At 43.0% G+C, this 16,086-nt stretch carries 21 protein-coding genes, 4 tRNA genes and 2 pseudogenes; 16 read left to right on the top strand and 11 right to left on the bottom strand.

Features of this window, described 5'->3' with window-relative positions; all coding sequences use genetic code 11:
- Window positions 1-160: 160 nt before the first annotated feature.
- The 8 genes and pseudogenes from CCS41_RS15960 (at window position 161) to CCS41_RS02470 (ending at window position 4,266) form a co-directional block, all read left to right on the top strand.
- Complete coding sequence (locus CCS41_RS15960) at window positions 161-535, top strand: Rha family transcriptional regulator (RefSeq protein WP_240313819.1); 375 nt, start codon at window positions 161-163, stop codon at window positions 533-535.
- Complete coding sequence (locus tag CCS41_RS15955) at window positions 496-924, top strand: phage antirepressor KilAC domain-containing protein (RefSeq protein ID WP_205411466.1); 429 nt, start codon at window positions 496-498, stop codon at window positions 922-924. The genes CCS41_RS15960 and CCS41_RS15955 overlap by 40 nt, the downstream gene beginning before the upstream one ends.
- 168 nt (window positions 925-1,092) lie before the next feature.
- A complete protein-coding gene (locus CCS41_RS02490; RefSeq protein ID WP_119797156.1) occupies window positions 1,093-1,359 on the top strand; it encodes a transcriptional regulator in 267 nt (88 codons plus the stop codon).
- Between the two features lie 136 nt (window positions 1,360-1,495).
- A complete protein-coding gene (locus CCS41_RS02485; RefSeq protein WP_240313818.1) occupies window positions 1,496-2,197 on the top strand; it encodes a helix-turn-helix transcriptional regulator in 702 nt (233 codons plus the stop codon).
- A gap of 11 nt (window positions 2,198-2,208) precedes the next feature.
- Window positions 2,209-2,352, top strand: coding sequence for a hypothetical protein (locus CCS41_RS15525; protein ID WP_162859963.1), 144 nt, complete (start codon window positions 2,209-2,211; stop codon window positions 2,350-2,352).
- A gap of 103 nt (window positions 2,353-2,455) precedes the next feature.
- Window positions 2,456-2,653, top strand: a complete 198-nt coding sequence (locus CCS41_RS02480) for a hypothetical protein (protein WP_072551072.1) — start codon at window positions 2,456-2,458, stop codon at window positions 2,651-2,653.
- 205 nt (window positions 2,654-2,858) lie between these two features.
- On the top strand, window positions 2,859-3,245 hold the full coding sequence (locus CCS41_RS17530; protein WP_072551071.1) for a helix-turn-helix domain-containing protein: 387 nt from the start codon (window positions 2,859-2,861) through the stop codon (window positions 3,243-3,245).
- Window positions 3,134-4,266: pseudogene (locus CCS41_RS02470) on the top strand (tyrosine-type recombinase/integrase). Before CCS41_RS17530 ends, CCS41_RS02470 begins: the two are co-directional and overlap by 112 nt.
- A gap of 32 nt (window positions 4,267-4,298) precedes the next feature.
- Here the strand turns inward: CCS41_RS02470 and CCS41_RS02465 are convergent.
- Window positions 4,299-4,375: transfer RNA gene (locus CCS41_RS02465), tRNA-Arg, on the bottom strand.
- Window positions 4,376-4,589: 214 nt separating this feature from the next.
- Between CCS41_RS02465 and folD the strand changes: the two are divergent.
- The 5 genes and pseudogenes from folD to CCS41_RS15520 form a co-directional block, all read left to right on the top strand.
- Window positions 4,590-5,423, top strand: a pseudogene (gene folD / locus CCS41_RS16320) (bifunctional methylenetetrahydrofolate dehydrogenase/methenyltetrahydrofolate cyclohydrolase FolD); the annotation flags it as partial.
- Window positions 5,424-5,474: 51 nt separating this feature from the next.
- Window positions 5,475-6,788: a Xaa-Pro aminopeptidase gene (gene pepP, locus CCS41_RS16315; protein ID WP_072551073.1), complete on the top strand. Its 1,314-nt coding sequence runs from the start codon at window positions 5,475-5,477 to the stop codon at window positions 6,786-6,788.
- A 3-nt stretch (window positions 6,789-6,791) separates the two neighbouring features.
- Window positions 6,792-7,970, top strand: coding sequence for a 2-octaprenyl-6-methoxyphenyl hydroxylase (gene ubiH / locus CCS41_RS02455; RefSeq protein ID WP_072551069.1), 1,179 nt, complete (start codon window positions 6,792-6,794; stop codon window positions 7,968-7,970).
- Between the two features lie 3 nt (window positions 7,971-7,973).
- Window positions 7,974-9,182, top strand: a complete 1,209-nt coding sequence (ubiI, locus tag CCS41_RS02450; protein WP_072551068.1) for an FAD-dependent 2-octaprenylphenol hydroxylase — start codon at window positions 7,974-7,976, stop codon at window positions 9,180-9,182.
- 134 nt (window positions 9,183-9,316) lie between these two features.
- On the top strand, window positions 9,317-9,607 hold the full coding sequence (locus tag CCS41_RS15520) for a hypothetical protein (RefSeq protein WP_162859962.1): 291 nt from the start codon (window positions 9,317-9,319) through the stop codon (window positions 9,605-9,607).
- 558 nt (window positions 9,608-10,165) lie between these two features.
- Here the strand turns inward: CCS41_RS15520 and CCS41_RS02440 are convergent.
- A complete protein-coding gene (locus CCS41_RS02440) occupies window positions 10,166-10,513 on the bottom strand; it encodes a hypothetical protein (RefSeq protein ID WP_119797155.1) in 348 nt (115 codons plus the stop codon).
- Window positions 10,514-10,515: 2 nt separating this feature from the next.
- The gene (locus CCS41_RS02435) at window positions 10,516-10,983 is read right to left on the bottom strand and encodes a hypothetical protein (RefSeq protein ID WP_205411465.1); all 468 of its coding nucleotides are present in this window, start codon (window positions 10,981-10,983) and stop codon (window positions 10,516-10,518) included.
- Window positions 10,984-11,671: 688 nt separating this feature from the next.
- Between CCS41_RS02435 and CCS41_RS02430 the strand changes: the two genes are divergently transcribed.
- From CCS41_RS02430 to CCS41_RS02420, 3 genes are all read left to right on the top strand, one after another.
- Window positions 11,672-11,744: transfer RNA gene (locus tag CCS41_RS02430), tRNA-Gly, on the top strand.
- A gap of 74 nt (window positions 11,745-11,818) precedes the next feature.
- A tRNA-Cys gene (locus CCS41_RS02425) sits at window positions 11,819-11,892 on the top strand.
- A 10-nt stretch (window positions 11,893-11,902) separates the two neighbouring features.
- A tRNA-Leu gene (locus CCS41_RS02420) sits at window positions 11,903-11,989 on the top strand.
- A gap of 103 nt (window positions 11,990-12,092) precedes the next feature.
- On the opposite strand, the gene CCS41_RS02415 is transcribed toward CCS41_RS02420, so the two are convergent.
- From CCS41_RS02415 to CCS41_RS15945, 8 genes are all read right to left on the bottom strand, one after another.
- The gene (locus tag CCS41_RS02415; RefSeq protein ID WP_119797153.1) at window positions 12,093-13,103 is read right to left on the bottom strand and encodes a tyrosine-type recombinase/integrase; all 1,011 of its coding nucleotides are present in this window, start codon (window positions 13,101-13,103) and stop codon (window positions 12,093-12,095) included.
- Window positions 13,103-13,336, bottom strand: a complete 234-nt coding sequence (locus CCS41_RS02410) for a DUF4224 domain-containing protein (protein WP_119797152.1) — start codon at window positions 13,334-13,336, stop codon at window positions 13,103-13,105. The genes CCS41_RS02415 and CCS41_RS02410 overlap by 1 nt, the downstream gene beginning before the upstream one ends.
- Before the next feature lie 355 nt (window positions 13,337-13,691).
- Window positions 13,692-13,835 carry a hypothetical protein gene (locus tag CCS41_RS15515; protein WP_162859961.1) on the bottom strand — a complete coding sequence of 48 codons (144 nt, stop codon included), beginning with the start codon at window positions 13,833-13,835 and terminating at the stop codon, window positions 13,692-13,694.
- 11 nt (window positions 13,836-13,846) lie between these two features.
- Window positions 13,847-14,155, bottom strand: a complete 309-nt coding sequence (locus CCS41_RS16310) for a helix-turn-helix transcriptional regulator (RefSeq protein ID WP_240313817.1) — start codon at window positions 14,153-14,155, stop codon at window positions 13,847-13,849.
- Between the two features lie 75 nt (window positions 14,156-14,230).
- Entirely contained in the window at window positions 14,231-14,548 is a 318-nt protein-coding gene (locus tag CCS41_RS16305) for a PAS domain-containing protein (protein WP_240313816.1), read from the bottom strand.
- Window positions 14,549-14,684: 136 nt separating this feature from the next.
- On the bottom strand, window positions 14,685-14,951 hold the full coding sequence (locus tag CCS41_RS02400) for a transcriptional regulator (protein WP_119797151.1): 267 nt from the start codon (window positions 14,949-14,951) through the stop codon (window positions 14,685-14,687).
- 159 nt (window positions 14,952-15,110) lie between these two features.
- The gene (locus CCS41_RS15950; RefSeq protein ID WP_205411464.1) at window positions 15,111-15,539 is read right to left on the bottom strand and encodes a phage antirepressor KilAC domain-containing protein; all 429 of its coding nucleotides are present in this window, start codon (window positions 15,537-15,539) and stop codon (window positions 15,111-15,113) included.
- Window positions 15,500-15,874, bottom strand: a complete 375-nt coding sequence (locus CCS41_RS15945; RefSeq protein WP_240313815.1) for a Rha family transcriptional regulator — start codon at window positions 15,872-15,874, stop codon at window positions 15,500-15,502. Before CCS41_RS15945 ends, CCS41_RS15950 begins: the two co-directional genes overlap by 40 nt.
- Window positions 15,875-16,086: the final 212 nt, after the last annotated feature.

Below are 16,086 nucleotides of genomic sequence, written 5' to 3'. Positions count from 1 at the left end.
CGTTCAGGAACTAATTGACAGTCATTCGGTTAATAAACACACAACACGCTGGAACCATCCCAAGATGGATACCTTCTCGGTTATCGGATGGGAAGTGCCCGCAAACCCCACTTCACTGATGAGTTAATCACCATATAAGTTCAAGATAAGGAATTTCTCTATGTCAAATGTCATCACTATCTATCAACAGGTAAAAATGTCTAGCCGTGAAATTGCTCGACTAACGGGTAAACGTCATGATCATGTGCTAGTCGACTGCCGAAAAATGTTCGAATCGCTCAATATTCAATCTCCCGAGTTTTCGGGAGATTACAAAGACACCAATGGTCGCACTTATCAGGAATATTTACTTGACCAAGATTTAACCATGACATTGGTCATGGGTTACAGTATTCCACTTCGCCATAAAGTCGCCACACGCTGGCGGGAGCTGGAAGAGAAAGCAACACGGCCTGTCTGCATATTACCTAATTTCGAAGACCCCCTGTTGCGGCTATGGCATGGGCAGAGCAGTTTCGCGAAAAAACCAGGTTAGCCTTAGTGAACAAAGAACAGGAAGCGGAATTACACGAGTTGAAAAACCTGTTTAAGGAAGGAATAACGACCACTCAATTTTGCAAAATGCTCAACGGTATTAATACACAACAGATTAATCACTGTTTGGCAGAAAGAAATTGGCTCTATAACGAAAGTAAATCCCATACCCGCTGGCGTGCAACCTCTTATGCGCGTGACCGATATTTGACGGAACATCAACATAAAATCAGCATTCATAGCGGTGATGACTTTATCAAGTACCAACCCGTTTTACTGCGCAAAGGGGCAATCCGATTATTTGACCTCTACCGCAAAAATAAGCTGCCGATGAAAACCCATTGGGACGGGCAATTCACCCACGCCAAAGAACTCAACATTGCGTCATAAATCATAAACCAACGGAGTCATACACCATGAAAACATAAATAGTCACAACAAGTTGCAAATAGCGACGGTGACGCAATCACCGTTTATATCACTTAACCTTAGCGCTAACAGAGATGGTTCTCAGCCACCCCTGTCAGCTAACCACCATAACCTCTCACGGAGGCTACAATGGCTCACCTCGATATTACCCAATTTCCTGAATTACGGGAAGTGTTTCCTGAATTAACACCGGTGCAATTTGAAACGGCGATGCTTTTCGCGTTAGGCGTATCACAAAAAGACATCGCTTTATTACGCTCGGTATCCTATCCCGCCGTGAAACAGACATTGGCAAGTGCAAAACTCAAATTTGAACCGTATTCGCTGCATGGTCTGTTTACCGTATTTCATGTCCGCCTTGCGCTTTTTGCTTTGAAGGGATGTAGAAAGCGATAGCGTCTAGCATGATAAAAATAGAAAAGATAGTCTCTCTCGTGGAGACTATTCCATTTTATTTTTCTAATTAGACTTTCGCACTGACTAAGTAATTTACCCTCTCCTAAATGGGCGTCATTCACAATGAAGGGACTGAATGGAGTTAGGACAGATGATGAAAAAAATAGCAAAGGTATCACGTTCATTACCTCTGACCGCTATGATGGAAAACAGTCAAGATGTTTGGGGAATAAAAGACAGCGACTCACGCTTTATTTATACCAATCGTGCTTTTTTTGACTTTTACAATGTACCACAAGGATTTGATGTGATAGGGCGGCGTGATGACGAACTTCCTACGTGTATTGCAGAATTTTCTTTAATAACTCAAAAATTGGAAAGAGAAGTTATAAAAAGCGGGCAAAAAATTACCCTCATTAAAACGCATTTTTTTGGTCGTGAACAGAAAATGCAACCTTATTTATACGAAACATTTCCGTTGTATAATAAAAGAAAGAAATGCATTGGCACGGTTTTTTATGGCAGAAAACTGGCTATGATTTCACTGCTCCACTACGTAGACAAGCTGACGGACACGCTATTATTGGAGCCTCCATCGAATCTCTTCACACAATCTGAATTGAGGATAATCTTTTATTTATTACGCACGATGAGTGCCAAGGAAATAGGTAAAAAATTGGCACGTTCTCATCGCACAATAGAAAATAGAATTCGTATTCTATACCAAAAAACGAAAGTGCATTCATTGCGAGACTTTAAACACTTTTGTCATAAAACCGGCTTTGATCGCACTGTTCCCCAAGCGTTTATACACCCCGGGATACAGTTTATTGAGTAGGAGACTTTCTTATGAGTAACAGACAGAGCAGAGCGAGAAAACGCGAGTTAAAAGATAAGGTCTTGGAAGCGAAAAGAAATGAAAAGAAAAATTGGTTTAACCGATTAAGAAGCTGGTTCAAGAAGAGAAAAAAGCCTAAACATCGATTGCCATAAAACCATTTTATTGCTTCTTCGAAAAAAATGCGTTTAACGTAGGGCTTCGTCTTATCAATACAAGTGGAGTACTTACATATTATCTCTAAAAAAAGGAAGCGTTATGTTACAAGACGTGATGAAAGAACCGTCAGAGATGATTTATATTGGCGCGGCACTCCACCAAGCACTTGAAACCTTTGCCGCGTCTGTCAGCGCTCATTGTGGATACAGTATAACGGCGGCTCATTTCACTCAATACCTTATCGACCATTATGGTGAAATAGCCAAAGACACGATTATTGCCACATTGAAAAATTAACAAGGGATCGACCGTCATCATGATATTGTAATAATAGGTTTTCTAAGAACCCCAACGCGTTATAATTTTTATTATCCGGGTTTATTTATATTTATTATCCCTTCCTTTATTTTCATCACTGACAGCTTTCTCTTAGCAGAGAGAGCCTGTCATTATTTTTTATGCTTGAAATGACTTTATCTCACGCCCCCATGTGGACGGCGTGATGACGTTTTTAACCAATAAGAAGAGAGCCAGGATGAGTGAAGAAATCTTCACACTGAAAGAAGCCTGCAGATTCATGAAACTCAGTGAAAACACGCTAAAAGAGTGGATTAGAGCGGGCAGGCTGCCCTGTAACAGGACAGGCCACGATGGAAAAAGTGGGGGTTACAGAATATTAAAAACAGCGTGTATTGAATCAGTCCGTCGCAGGAATAACGACATAATCGTGAAGGCGACTGGCACACACAATGAGGAACAACGGGTATGTCAATCAAAATGCGGCACGGTGGGTGGCACTGTGATTTCGTTACGCCGGACGGTAAAAGAATTAGGCAATCTCTTGGAACAACGGACAAGCGGAAAGCACAGGAGCTGTACGATAGCTTAAAAGCTAACGCATGGAGAGAGAGTAAACTGGGCGAAATGCCACACAAAACATTTGAGGAGGCTTGTGTAAGGTGGATCAACGAAAAACAACATAAGCGATCGCTTGACGATGATAAAACGAAAATCGGGTTTTTCTTGCTGCATTTTTCAGGAAGAAATCTATCGAGTATCAATGAAGAGGAGGTGATAGAGGTGGTTTCAACCATGAAAAACCGGCGACACCGGCAACGTGGGAATTAACCCAGAAAGCGTCATTAAAAAAGGGGAATGAGCCCCCTGATTTCAAAGAAAAGCCGCCCTCGCAAGCCACCCGTAGCCAATACCTTTCTTTTATACGAGGTCTGATGCGGATTGCAGCAAATGAATGGGGATGGTTAGAAAAGCCTCTGAATTTGAAAGCCCGCAAGCCGAATGACAAGCGTGTTCGCTGGTTATCTCACGAAGAAGCCAACCGTCTGATTGCCGTGATGCATGAAAATTTCAGGCCGATAGTGGTGTTTGCGTTAGCAACCGGATTACGTCGGTCGAATATTATTAATTTAGAGTGGGACCAAATAGATATGGCAAGACAGGTTGCCTGGATCCCCCCTGAAAAGGCCAAGGCAGGCAAAGCGATAGGGGTGGCACTGAATGAAACAGCCTGTGCTGTTCTACGGGAACAGCGGGAGAGACATTCACGCTGGGTCTTCGTCAGGAGAAAAAAAGTGCCAGGTAGTGAGGGGAAAGACACGGCGATAATAACCAAATTTAGAGTCGATGATAATCGCGCGTGGCAAACTGGCTTAAAGCGCGCGGGGATCAGTGATTTCCGTTTTCATGATTTGCGGCACACCTGGGCCAGTTGGTTGGTTCAATCGGGTGTTCCCCTGTCAGCACTCCAGGAAATGGGAGGCTGGGAAAGTGTCGAGATGGTGCGTCGTTATGCTCATTTATCTCCCACTCATTTAACGGAACATGCTAAAAAGTTGGATGAGGTGATCACAATGCATGGCACGTTTCTGGCACGTGGCAAAAATAGGTAAGAAAAAAAAGGGTGCTAACCTATTGATTTACTTGGTGCGCCCTACAGGATTCGAACCTGTGACCTACGGCTTAGAAGGCCGTTGCTCTATCCAACTGAGCTAAGGGTGCTCGTGATATTGACGACAACTAAAATAAACTCTAACAGTCAACTGCGGATTGGAATTATACGGGCAGCCACTATCGAGTCAATGGCTTTTTACCTCATGATTTATCGTCTGTACATTTTATCGTAAATTAATTGCTATTCTAAACCTGACAGCGTAGCCAGCTTCTGACAAAATAGTCTATTCCCGCTTTTTTTAATTGATGGACTCCTCGAACGATGTCAGCAAAAATTATTGACGGTAAAGTTATTGCTCAAGAAGTAAAAAATGAGGTCACTGTAGCGGTAAAAGAGCGTGTAGCTAAAGGCAAACGCGCTCCTGGTCTGGCAGTGGTATTGGTTGGTACAAATCCAGCGTCGCAAATTTATGTTGGCAGTAAGAATAGAGCTTGTAAAGAAGTCGGTTTTGTTTCTTTTCCTCATCATTTACCTGAAATAACCACTGAAACTGAATTATTATCCTTGATTGATAAATTGAATCAGGATGACCAAGTTGATGGTATTTTAGTTCAGCTACCTCTGCCTGCTGGAATTGATAATGTTAAAGTCCTGGAACGCATTCATCCCAATAAAGATGTTGATGGTTTCCATCCGTACAATGTTGGTCGTCTGTGTCAACGTGCGCCTACATTACGCCCCTGCACACCTCGTGGCATCATTACTTTGTTAGAAAAAAGTGGAATTAAGATTCAAGGTCTGAATGCCGTGGTGGTCGGTGCTTCGAATATTGTCGGCCGGCCCATGAGTTTGGAACTTTTGCTTGCCGGTTGTACCACTACCATCACTCATAGATTCACGATTAATCTACGTCAACATGTTGAAAATGCTGATTTATTAGTTGTCGCTGTTGGGAAACCCAATTTTATTCCGGGCGAGTGGATTAAACCTGGGGCCGTCGTGATTGATGTCGGGATCAACCGTCTCGAAAATGACAAGACAGTCGGTGATGTTGAATTTGATAGTGCAGAGCAGCGAGCAGGTTGGATCACCCCTGTGCCAGGCGGCGTTGGACCGATGACGGTTGCCACTTTAATGCAAAATACCTTACAAGCTTGTGAAAACAGTGAGTTACCGTATCAACAAGATAAAATTCAAGGAGAGGTGATAATTCAACAAAAATATCAGCAGCGCCGTAAGACATTGTTGGCAAAGATGCCGATCAGCAGTGTGGCTGTTATTTTTTCCGCGCCACAGGTAACACGTAATGCAGACTGTGAATATCCTTATCGCCAAGACAGCAATTTCCGTTATTTAACCGGTTTTAATGAACCAGAAGCGGTATTGGTTTTGGTGAAAAAGAGTGAAATTGACACCGAAAGTGTATTGTTTAACCGAAAACAGGATCCCATTGCCGAGATTTGGTCTGGACGACGTTTAGGACAAACGGCAGCACTGGAGCAATTGGGTATTGATCGGGCGTTACCATTTGATGAAATCAGTGAACAACTCTATTTATTGCTCAATGGGGTGGACGTGGTTTATCACGCGCAAGGTCAATACGCTTATGCTGATCACATCCTGTCTACTACATTAGAGCGATTACGTCTTGGCTTGAGTAAAAATTTACGTGCGCCTGCAACATTAACCGATTGGCGTCCGTGGTTGCATGAAATGCGCTTATTTAAGTCGTCAGAAGAAATTGCCGTAATGCGTCGTGCCTGCGAGATCAGTGCCGGTGCCCATACTCGGGCGATGAAAATTTGCCGCCCAGGGCTGTTCGAATATCAGCTTGAAGGTGAAATTCATCATGAATTTACCCGGCATGGTGCCCGTTACCCTGCTTATGGCACCATCGTTGGTAGCGGCGATAACGGTTGTATTTTGCATTACACCGAAAATAAATCTAAGTTGCGTGATGGTGATCTGGTGTTGATTGACGCCGGTTGTGAATATCAGGGGTATGCTGCTGATATCACCCGTACGTTTCCGGTTAACGGTAAATTTAGTCCACCGCAACGGGCAATTTATGACATAGTGTTAGCATCAATTAATAAAGCATTACAATTGTTCAGACCGGGCATCAGTATCCACGATGTAAACCAAGAAGTGATAAAACTTATGATCAACCGGTTGCTAGATCTGGGTATTTTGCAAGGGAATGCTGAAGAATTGCTGGCAAAGCAGGCTCACCGATCATTTTTTATGCATGGTTTAAGCCATTGGTTGGGGATGGATGTTCATGATGTGGGTAATTACTGTTCTCCAGAAAAAAATCGGATCTTGGAAGTCGGTATGTTACTGACGGTAGAACCTGGTTTGTATATTGCTCCTAATGCTCAGGTTCCAGCAGAATACCGTGGCATCGGTATTCGTATTGAAGACGATATTTTGATCACTGAAAATGGTAATGAAAACCTGACGGCCAGCGTGGTAAAAGAAACAGGTGCTATTGAAGCGTTAATGGCGGCAAAAAATTAATCGATGAGTATTATTATCGTTGGCGCAGGTATGGCAGGTGCCACCCTTGCATTGGCAATTTCATCGCTAACTGGTGGCAAAATTCCAATATCATTGGTGGAAGCTTTGTCACCGAATGCTATGCAACATCCAGGCTTTGATGCGCGTGCGATTGCGTTGGCACAAGGCACGTGCCAACAATTAACCCGTCTAGGGATCTGGTCAGCACTGGCTGATTGTGCAACAGCAATCTCTCGGATTCAGGTCAGTGACCGTGGTCATCTTGGCTCCGTTAATTTACGGGCTAAAGATTACTTTGTCCCTACGCTAGGTAATGTGGTTGAGTTGCACGATGTAGGCAAACGCCTATTTGCGTTACTGGAACAAGCACAGGGTGTCAATTTGTATTGTCCAGCGAAAGTCGTCAATGTTGTTAGGACACAGGAAACAGCGAGTGTTACCTTAGATAATGGGCAGCAATTAACAGGAAAATTGTTGGTCGCCGCTGATGGTTCTTACTCGCAGTTGGCGGGTGGTTGTCACATTCATTGGCAACAACAGGATTATCAACAAATTGCGGTTATTGCCAATATCACAACAGCGGAAGATCCCGCCGGACGTGCTTTTGAGCGTTTTACCCGTTCTGGTCCACTGGCATTACTGCCGATGTCACAGCAACGCTGCTCGCTGGTTTGGTGCCATGCACTGCAAGATCGTGAGCAAGTGGACAGGTGGCATGATGCACGTTTTTTATCGGAGTTACAGCAGGCTTTCGGCTGGCGCTTAGGTAAAATTCTACAAGTCGGTAAGCGACATAGCTACCCGTTACATTTGCTTACCGCATCGCGCCATATCAGCCATCGTCTGGCGTTAGTGGGTAATGCAGCACAAACCCTGCATCCCATTGCTGGGCAAGGATTTAATCTCGCTCTACGGGATGTGATATCGTTGGCTGAAACCTTAGCAGAGGCGGCACGGCACAGTGCTGATCTTGGAGCCTATCAGATCCTGAGCCAATACGAATCGCGACGTCAAAAAGATCAGCAAGCAACCATAGGTGTCACTGATGGGTTAATCCACTTGTTTGCCAATGATTACTGCCCTTTGGTTATTGGGCGTAATCTTGGTTTGATGGTCATGGAACAGATGCCGACAATGCGGGATGCGTTTGTCCGGCGTGCTTTAGGTTGGAGTCAAGGTTAATGTATGCAATCATTTGACGTGGTTATCAGCGGTGGCGGTATGGTCGGTTTGGCTCTAGCCTGTGGATTACAAGGCAGCGGTTTACGAGTTGCGTTATTGGAACCAAACCCAACTGAAAATAAGCTGGGCTTCCCTTTACCTGATGCACCTGCTTTGCGGGTATCTGCTATTAATACGGCAAGTGAACGTTTGTTACAACATATTGGTGTTTGGGATAATATTTTGGCATTACGTGCCAGCCCTTATGGTGGGATGGAAATCTGGGATAAAGATAGTTTCGGCAAAATCGCTTTCCACGCCAACGAGTACGGTTTCAGCCATCTGGGACATATCATAGAAAATCGGGTGATTTTGCAAGCATTGTGGCAGCGTGCTAGTCAGTTAGCTCATATCACCCTACTGGTACCTGCCAAGTTGAAGCAAGTAGCTTGGGGAGAAAACGAGGTTTTTATTACACTGAGCGATGGTCGTCTACTCAGCGCTCGCTTGATGGTGGGTGCCGATGGAGCCAATTCATGGCTGCGCCAATATGCGGATATACCAAAAACATTTTGGCATTACCGTCATGACGCGCTGGTCGCTACTATCCGTATTGAAGAACCTCATCAGATTAAAGCACTTCAGGTGTTCCACGGTGATGGTATTTTGGCATTTTTACCGTTTTGCGATCCCCATCTCGGTTCTATTGTTTGGTCACTGCCGCCGCAGCGTGCCACTCAGTTATCGCAGTTACCCATAGAGCAATTTAACCGTGAGCTGGCGACAACATTTGATATGCGTTTAGGTAGGTGCCAGCTAGAAAGCGAAAGACAGACTTTTCCGTTGATAGGTCATTACGCACGTAGTTTTGCCGCTCACCGTTTAGTGCTGGTGGGCGATGCTGCTCATGGTATACATCCGCTGGCTGGACAGGGGGTTAATCTAGGTTTTATGGATGTGGTGGAGTTAATCTTTGAACTTAATCGTTTGTACCGTCGAGGTAAAGATATCGGTCAACATCTTTGTCTGCGCCGCTATGAACGCCGCCGTAAGCACAGTGCTGCACTCATGCTAGCCAATATGCAAGGATTCCGCGAATTGTTTGCAGGTAATAATCCACTACAAAAATGGTTGCGAGACATCGGGCTAAGCCTGACAGACAAGCTGCCCGGTGTGAAACTAAAGTTGCTGCGTCGAGCTATGGGCTTAGATGATATCCCTGATTGGCTGTGATCCTAGATAGTGCCGTCATGAAATTTTGAGCCATAGAGCAAGGCATCACATTTGTACAGCAGCGAGAAAAGAGGCGGTATTTTTTGCATGCGTGTAGCAATACCCCGCCAAAATGTGTAGCGGTTTGAGCGAAAGTGAGTTTTTCTTTAATAGCCAAAGCTTGTTGGCCAAATTTTACTGGATATGTCATCGCAATATTATACTTCAATTTATATGGAGTCAGCTATACATACAAGGTTTATCACGGAAAGCAATTACCTCTTATTATCAAAAACGTGCATTGCCACGCAAAGGAAAGAGAGGCAGGGTCAAGAAACCTTCGTTTATCTCCTGTCGTCGAGAAATCGATGAGTGACCACAAAACCCTGACCTTCACCGTCGGGGTTTTTGCATTTGAAGTTGATGAAAAAGATATACTCATTTGACTTGAATGATGCTAGTTTTCTTATTGAAAAAATTATTTTTATCAATAAAACAATAATGTTGCATAAATTAATGGCTCTTTATGTGTTTTGGATTCAGGGGGAGCGCAAAACCTTAAGAATATTGTTGCCGTTATGCATAAATTGGTCGCTATAATGAGTAGCGTTTATAAACGAAAATCGCCTTGGGTTGAAAATCTTGCTTAATTCTCTTGATTTCTAATATAGATGCTGAAGTTACTTATTCTGACTGGTTACAGCAACAACCCTATCATCGTCACGTGCAGGTGCTGGGCAAAATCCGTGCTAACCGACGTATTTTTCAGCGACAAAGGGGGAATGGTTCACCTCGGAACAACTGCGTGAAACCATCCATATAGAGTAGAAATCCAACAGTCAGCACAAACGATAAAGCACCCGACATGGCCGACCGGCTAGCACAACTTAACATGTGTTTGCTTGAGATAGCAAAAAATACGGTTACTCTACAGTAGAGTTGACATTGATGGGCAGTTTCTGTGATGTATCACACATAGCTTCCACTATTGAGACAAGGAGAACCTAATTGTTTTTCTTGAACGCTCTCGCATCACTTATTTGATTCGGCCAAAAATAGTCTTTTACCGCATTCTCCAATGGACCCACGGGATTACTGCTTGGTAACTCATGTTCTATGATAAATGTTATCTTTGCATGCGAGCGGCTAAAAGAATGACTTCCCTGAAAAATATCATCGATTTGCTTCCGGGATATATTATTGCTAGATATATCAATGTAACTAATACAAGATAACGTGCAGATAGCCGCTGGTAATTCGGTAAATTCATTGTAACTGAGGTCGAGGACAGTGAGTTTCATGGGCAAGGTTATCGGTAAATGGCTTAGGCAGTTCGCAGCAACATTGAGCACCTCTAGTGAGCCCGGTAAATTTTCCGATAAGTCATCCAGCTGATTGTGGTTAATATACAGCTCCTGTAGCAAGGGGGTAAATTCTTCGGCAGTTTGGTTAGGCAGTTTGCGGTAACACAAAGGACCTTCAGTGAAGGCGGTAAATTTTCCGGCAAAGAGATGAGTTGGTTATAACTGACATCCAGCTCTCTTAACGAGGGCGGTAATTTCTCTGGTAGGTGGGTCAGCCAGTTACCGGCAACCTTCAGTACTTGTACGAGGGGAGGTAATTTCTCTGGTAGGTGGGTTAGGTCGCAACCGGATAAATCCAATTCCACCGCGTTTACTCTCAGACATTCTTTCAATTTATTGATGACTACACCAAGAAATTTTCTGGCACCGGGTGTGACTGTTTGTGCCCATTCATCCCTTTTTTCATGAAAATAGGCATGACTGCTTTCTGTATTATTACAGACAGTTACCGATTGCACGGAAGTTGAAGAAAAAATTGGGGTGGAAATCGAACAATGACGACCCATTTTTTATCCCTCTTTTTTATAAGGGAAATTTTCTTTCCCCGCAGAATGGGAAACAATCAACCGTAAGTGAATCACCACAGCTTACTAAAAGAGAATGCTGTATTAAAATATAGATGATGGTGTCAGTTCCGTCCATGACGGTTCACATGCAACTACACCATGACTCCGTGTTACTACCCATGTAACCCACCCAGGCAACTTAACATGGGTTCTCATCACATAAAGTAGCAAAAACCGGACAGGTTAAAGTAGCGTTGATAACCAACGCCACTCAATATGAAAACGCTTCGCCGTTTCTTTTATACTCAACCCTTATTGCTCTCGAATAATCAATATTTTTTGCCGAAAATCAACTGAATAACTCATCTTTAACTCATTTGAATTATTTTTTATATTGTAATTAAAGTTAAATTTCATAGCTATATGCAAAGAATACCACTTCGTTTTTGGCTGCTGTACAAATACGATGCATTGCTCTACGACTCAAGATTTCATGACGATATTATCTAGTAGGGCCTCGATCATAGCGCCGTAAAAAACAGCGAACGGATGCTTTATTTGATAATTTTATTGACTCAGTGTGTCAGGCAAGTAGAATGCACCGCATTGAAAGACGGTATAGCACGGCGGAAATAGAATTGCGGGAATAGCTCAGTTGGTAGAGCACGACCTTGCCAAGGTCGGGGTCGCGAGTTCGAGTCTCGTTTCCCGCTCAAAATCTACAGATAAAAAAATTTGTTGACTTCAAATTATAAAAAAAGTCAGAAATAAAGGATCTAAGAAGTTAGGCGCGTTAACAAAGCGGTTATGTAGCGGACTGCAAATCCGCCTAGTCCGGTTCGACTCCGGAACGCGCCTCCAAAATTGTTTAGCCCGGGTGGTGGAATCGGTAGACACAAGGGATTTAAAATCCCTCGGCCTTAAGGCCGTGCGGGTTCAAGTCCCGCCCTGGGCACCACTGGTTTTAAGTTTTAAATCAAATAGTTGTCTTTAAACAAATTGATGATGAGAAGTACATTTTTTAATCAGCTGCACGGTTTTCAGAATATCGCTTCAGAATATTATTGACCTCCTACCACCGGAACTACGTTAATTTTCCTGTCGTAGCGAGCGGTTTGTGCCACATTCTTATGACCTGAAATAGTCTGTTTTTCGTACAATGTGCCTTCGAGATCGGAAATTCCCTTCGCTTTTAAATCGTGAAAAGTGAAGTCAAATGCCAGTTCAGGGTATTTCATTTTTGCCTCTTGCTTGGCCTTTAGCCACCGGCTGTTAAATCCATCCCGCGTATACCGCGCACCTGAAACCTGGTGAATAACAAAAATGCTGCTCATTCCCGTATTGAGTGGAAGTGACTTTGCTTGATTAATCACGGCTCTTAGTCGCTCAGTCCAACCTTTTATTTGTGCGACACCTGTTTTACTTTGTTGCAGCAATATACCTTCTTCAAGAACGTGCTCTTTTCTTAAAGCAAGAATGTCTGATTGCCTCGCACAACATAAATAAGCCAGCTCCATAGCAATTTGAACCACCCAAGGTGAAACATGATATAACGCGTCATATTCTTTATGCGTGATATACCGGGTTCTCGCTATTTCTTTGAACTGCTTGACACCTTGGCAAGGATTCATTTTGACTTTTCCTCTCTCATAACCCCAGCGGAATACACGAGAGATAAACGCCTTCTCGCGATTCGCCTGTATCCGACTTTTCACCCCACGGTGGTCCATATATTTCCTAATGTGCTCAGGTTTAATCTTATCAGCAGACATCTTACCGAAAACGGCCAGCGCGTTTTGTGCATATTTTCGGTAATCCTTCTGTGTTTCCCCTGCTAATTCAACAAAATCACCCGAATTAAAAAATTGCTCAACCAGGCCGGAGAAAATACTTTCGTCTTGCTTATGATTTAATAACGCTTCATAAGCCGCCCATACTTGTGAAGGCGTTGCTGTCAAATCACACAGTCTCAGGGTACCACCCAACTTGGGTTTAAACTCATAGGCTGAACGCCCTCTGTAAGTCCGAGGAGGCATCCAGTTATCTGCTGGCTTGCTCCGTTTTCTTCCCATCAGTTCAGTGCCCCAAAGTTAGGTGCAGCTGTTTCTTTGATAGGGTTTAGATGACGGAAACTGAGTGGATTTTGGAAGTGTCCCCATGTCGTCTGTGGACGCCCATCTCGGCGGGTGATAAAAAATATTCCCGCTGAATGTAATGATTCACACTGTTTTGAGGGGATTTTATAGCCTGTCAACTGTATTAAATCTTCAATGCTGATTATCTCATTGGCATCATGTTGAAACATCGTTATTTCCTTAGTCTTGTTATGAGTGAGTTGGTTTTGTAGCGTGAAGTGATATTAGAATTTCAGTTAGGGTGGAGTAATTGGGTAAGTTTGATCATTTGATTGTATTTTCCCATCACGCCTATTTTTTTCTTTATGCAGGTTTCTATAAACGTTTTTGTTACTTCAGCATTGATAGTATTTCTGGAGATTTGTAATCGTACCTTGGGTGGGTGATCCGATTAGCCTCCGGGAATGTGCCGGATCCAGCTGGCCTCCACTTTTATTTAAGGAAAAAAAATCTTGGCAAAATATTTCTGCCAAGATAGAGTTATTGAACAATAAAATTTTTATATGAATAACGGAGAAGGAAATATTAAGGCAATCGATGTTTAGGCTTTTTTTTCTTATTGAACCAACTTCTTAATCGGGTAAGCCAATTTTTCTTTTCATTTCTTTTCGCTTCCAAGGCCTTATCTTTTAACTCTCGTTTTTTCGCTCTGCTCTGTCTGTTGCTCATGAGAAAATCTCCTACTCAATACACTGTATCCCAGGACGTATAAACGCGTGGGGAACAGTGCGGTCAAAGCCGGTTTGATGACAAAAATGTTTAAAGTCTCGCAATGAATGCACTTTCGCTTTTTGGTATAGAATACGAATTCTATTTTCTATTGTGCGATGAGAACGTGCCAATTTCTTACCTATTTCCTTGGCACTCATCGTGCGTAATAAATAAAAAATTATCCTCAATTCAGATTGTGTGAATAGAGTCGAGTGAGGTTCAAATAATAGCGTGGCCGTCAGCTTGCCCACGTAGTGAGGCAGTGAAATAATAGCCAATTTTCTGCCATAAAAAACGGTGCCGATGCATTTATTTCTTTTATTATGCAACGGAAAGGTTTCGTATAAATAAGGTTACAGTTTCTGCTCACGACCAAAGAAATGCGTTTTAATGAGGGTAATTTTCTGTCCGCTTTTTATAACCTCTCTTTCCAGTTTTTGAATTATTAAAGCAAATTCTGCAATACACGTAGGAAGTTCATCATCACGTCGTCCTATTACATAAAATCCTTGTGGCACATTTAAAAAATCAAGAAAAGCACGATTCGTATAAATAAAGCGTGAGTCACAGTCTTTTATTCCCCAAACATCTTGACTGTTTTCCATCATAGCTGTCAGAGGTAATGAGCGTGATACCTTTGCTATTTTTTTCATCATCTGTCCTAACTCCATTCAGTCCCTTCATTGTGAATGACGCCCATTTAGGAGAGGGTAAATTACTTAGTCAGTGCGAAAGTCTAATTAGAAAAATAAAATGGGATAGTCTCCACAAGAGAGACTATCTTTTCTATTTTTATCATGCTAAACGCTATCGCTTTCTACATCCCTTCAAAGCAAAAAGCGCAAGGCGGACATGAAATACGGTAAACAGACCATGCAGAGAATACAGTTCAAATTTGAGTTTTGCACTTGCCAACGTCTGTTTCACGGCGGGATAGGATACCGAGCGTAATAAAGCGATGTCTTTTTGTGATACGCCTAACGCGAAAAGCATCGCAGTCTCAAATTGAACAGCCGTTAACTCAGGAAACACTTCCCGTAATTCAGGAAATTGGGTAATATCGATGTTAGTCATTCTAGCCTCTGTGGTAGGTTGTGGTGGTTAGCTGACAGGGGTGGTTAGTCCCACCTCTGTTAGCGCTAGGGTTAAGTGATATAAACGGGATTGCGTCACCGTCGCTATTTGTAAGTTGTTGTGGCTATTTATGTTTTCATGGTGAGTGACTCCGTGGGTTTATGATGCGATGCTAAGTTCTTTTTCGTGGGTGAAGTGCCCGTCCCAATGGGTTTTCATTGGCAGCTTATTTTTGCGGTAGAGGTCAAATAATCGGATTGCCCCTTTGCGTAGTAAAACCGGTTGGTATTTGATAAAGTCATCACCGCTATGAATGCTGATTTTATGTTGATGTTCCGTCAAATATCGGTCACGTGCATAAGAGGTTGCACGCCAGCGGATATGGGATTTACTTTCGTTATAAAGCCAATTTCTTTCTGCCAAGCAGTGATTAATCTGTTGTGTATTAATACCGTTGAGCATTTTGCAGAACTGAGTCGTCGTTATTCCTTCCTTAAACAGGTTCTTCAACTCCTTTAATTCCGCTTCCTGTTCTTTGTTCACTAAGGCTAGCCTGGTTTTTTCACGAAACTGTTCTGCCCATGCCATAGCCGCAACAGGGGGTCTTCGAAATTAGGTAATATGCAGACAGGCCGTGTTGCTTTCTCTTCCAGCTCCCGCCAGCGCGTGGCGACTTTATGGCGAAGTGGAATACTGTAACCCATGACCAATGTCATGGTTAAATCTTGGTCAAGCAAATATTCCTGATAAGTGCGACCACTGGCGTCTTTATAATCGGCGGAAAAGTCCGCCGATTGAATAGTGAGCACTTCAAACATTTTTCTACAGTCATAAAGTACGTCTTTATGATGTTTGCCTGTTAGTCGAGCAATTTCACGGCTAGATATTTTTACCTGTTGATAGATAGTGATGACATTTGACATGCAGAATTCCTTGCAAGTGAATTGCGATTAATGACCTCCGGTACGTTACCGGAGCAGAAGATTAATTAAGCTTTGATGTTGTGTCAGCGTGAGGTTGGGCTTTGCTTCTATTAACAAAATTAACGAATACCATCCCATCTTTGAAACAGTCACAAAGACGGCAGGCTAAAGGTGAATTTATAGCAGGGGCCATGTAACATGATTTACTTGAC

It is taken from the genome of Candidatus Fukatsuia symbiotica (assembly GCF_003122425.1).
In the GTDB taxonomy this organism is placed as follows: Bacteria; Pseudomonadota; Gammaproteobacteria; order Enterobacterales; family Enterobacteriaceae; genus Fukatsuia; species Fukatsuia symbiotica.
This window is presented reverse-complemented; position numbering and strand designations above follow the sequence as displayed.

What these genes read in the sequence shown, in the direction of transcription:
- CCS41_RS15960 (WP_240313819.1), top strand. Translation starts at nt 161, where the DNA reads ATGTCAAATGTCATCACTATCTATCAACAGGTAAAAATGTCTAGCCGT.
- CCS41_RS15955 (WP_205411466.1), top strand. Translation starts at nt 496, where the DNA reads ATGGCATGGGCAGAGCAGTTTCGCGAAAAAACCAGGTTAGCCTTAGTG.
- CCS41_RS02490 (WP_119797156.1), top strand. Translation starts at nt 1,093, where the DNA reads ATGGCTCACCTCGATATTACCCAATTTCCTGAATTACGGGAAGTGTTT.
- CCS41_RS02485 (WP_240313818.1), top strand. Translation starts at nt 1,496, where the DNA reads ATGGAGTTAGGACAGATGATGAAAAAAATAGCAAAGGTATCACGTTCA.
- CCS41_RS15525 (WP_162859963.1), top strand. Translation starts at nt 2,209, where the DNA reads ATGAGTAACAGACAGAGCAGAGCGAGAAAACGCGAGTTAAAAGATAAG.
- CCS41_RS02480 (WP_072551072.1), top strand. Translation starts at nt 2,456, where the DNA reads ATGTTACAAGACGTGATGAAAGAACCGTCAGAGATGATTTATATTGGC.
- CCS41_RS17530 (WP_072551071.1), top strand. Translation starts at nt 2,859, where the DNA reads ATGACGTTTTTAACCAATAAGAAGAGAGCCAGGATGAGTGAAGAAATC.
- ubiH (WP_072551069.1), top strand. Translation starts at nt 6,792, where the DNA reads ATGAGTATTATTATCGTTGGCGCAGGTATGGCAGGTGCCACCCTTGCA.
- ubiI (WP_072551068.1), top strand. Translation starts at nt 7,974, where the DNA reads ATGCAATCATTTGACGTGGTTATCAGCGGTGGCGGTATGGTCGGTTTG.
- CCS41_RS02415 (WP_119797153.1), bottom strand. Translation starts at nt 13,103, where the DNA reads ATGGGAAGAAAACGGAGCAAGCCAGCAGATAACTGGATGCCTCCTCGG.
- CCS41_RS02410 (WP_119797152.1), bottom strand. Translation starts at nt 13,336, where the DNA reads ATGTTTCAACATGATGCCAATGAGATAATCAGCATTGAAGATTTAATA.
- CCS41_RS15515 (WP_162859961.1), bottom strand. Translation starts at nt 13,835, where the DNA reads ATGAGCAACAGACAGAGCAGAGCGAAAAAACGAGAGTTAAAAGATAAG.
- CCS41_RS16305 (WP_240313816.1), bottom strand. Translation starts at nt 14,548, where the DNA reads ATGGAGTTAGGACAGATGATGAAAAAAATAGCAAAGGTATCACGCTCA.
- CCS41_RS02400 (WP_119797151.1), bottom strand. Translation starts at nt 14,951, where the DNA reads ATGACTAACATCGATATTACCCAATTTCCTGAATTACGGGAAGTGTTT.
- CCS41_RS15950 (WP_205411464.1), bottom strand. Translation starts at nt 15,539, where the DNA reads ATGGCATGGGCAGAACAGTTTCGTGAAAAAACCAGGCTAGCCTTAGTG.
- CCS41_RS15945 (WP_240313815.1), bottom strand. Translation starts at nt 15,874, where the DNA reads ATGTCAAATGTCATCACTATCTATCAACAGGTAAAAATATCTAGCCGT.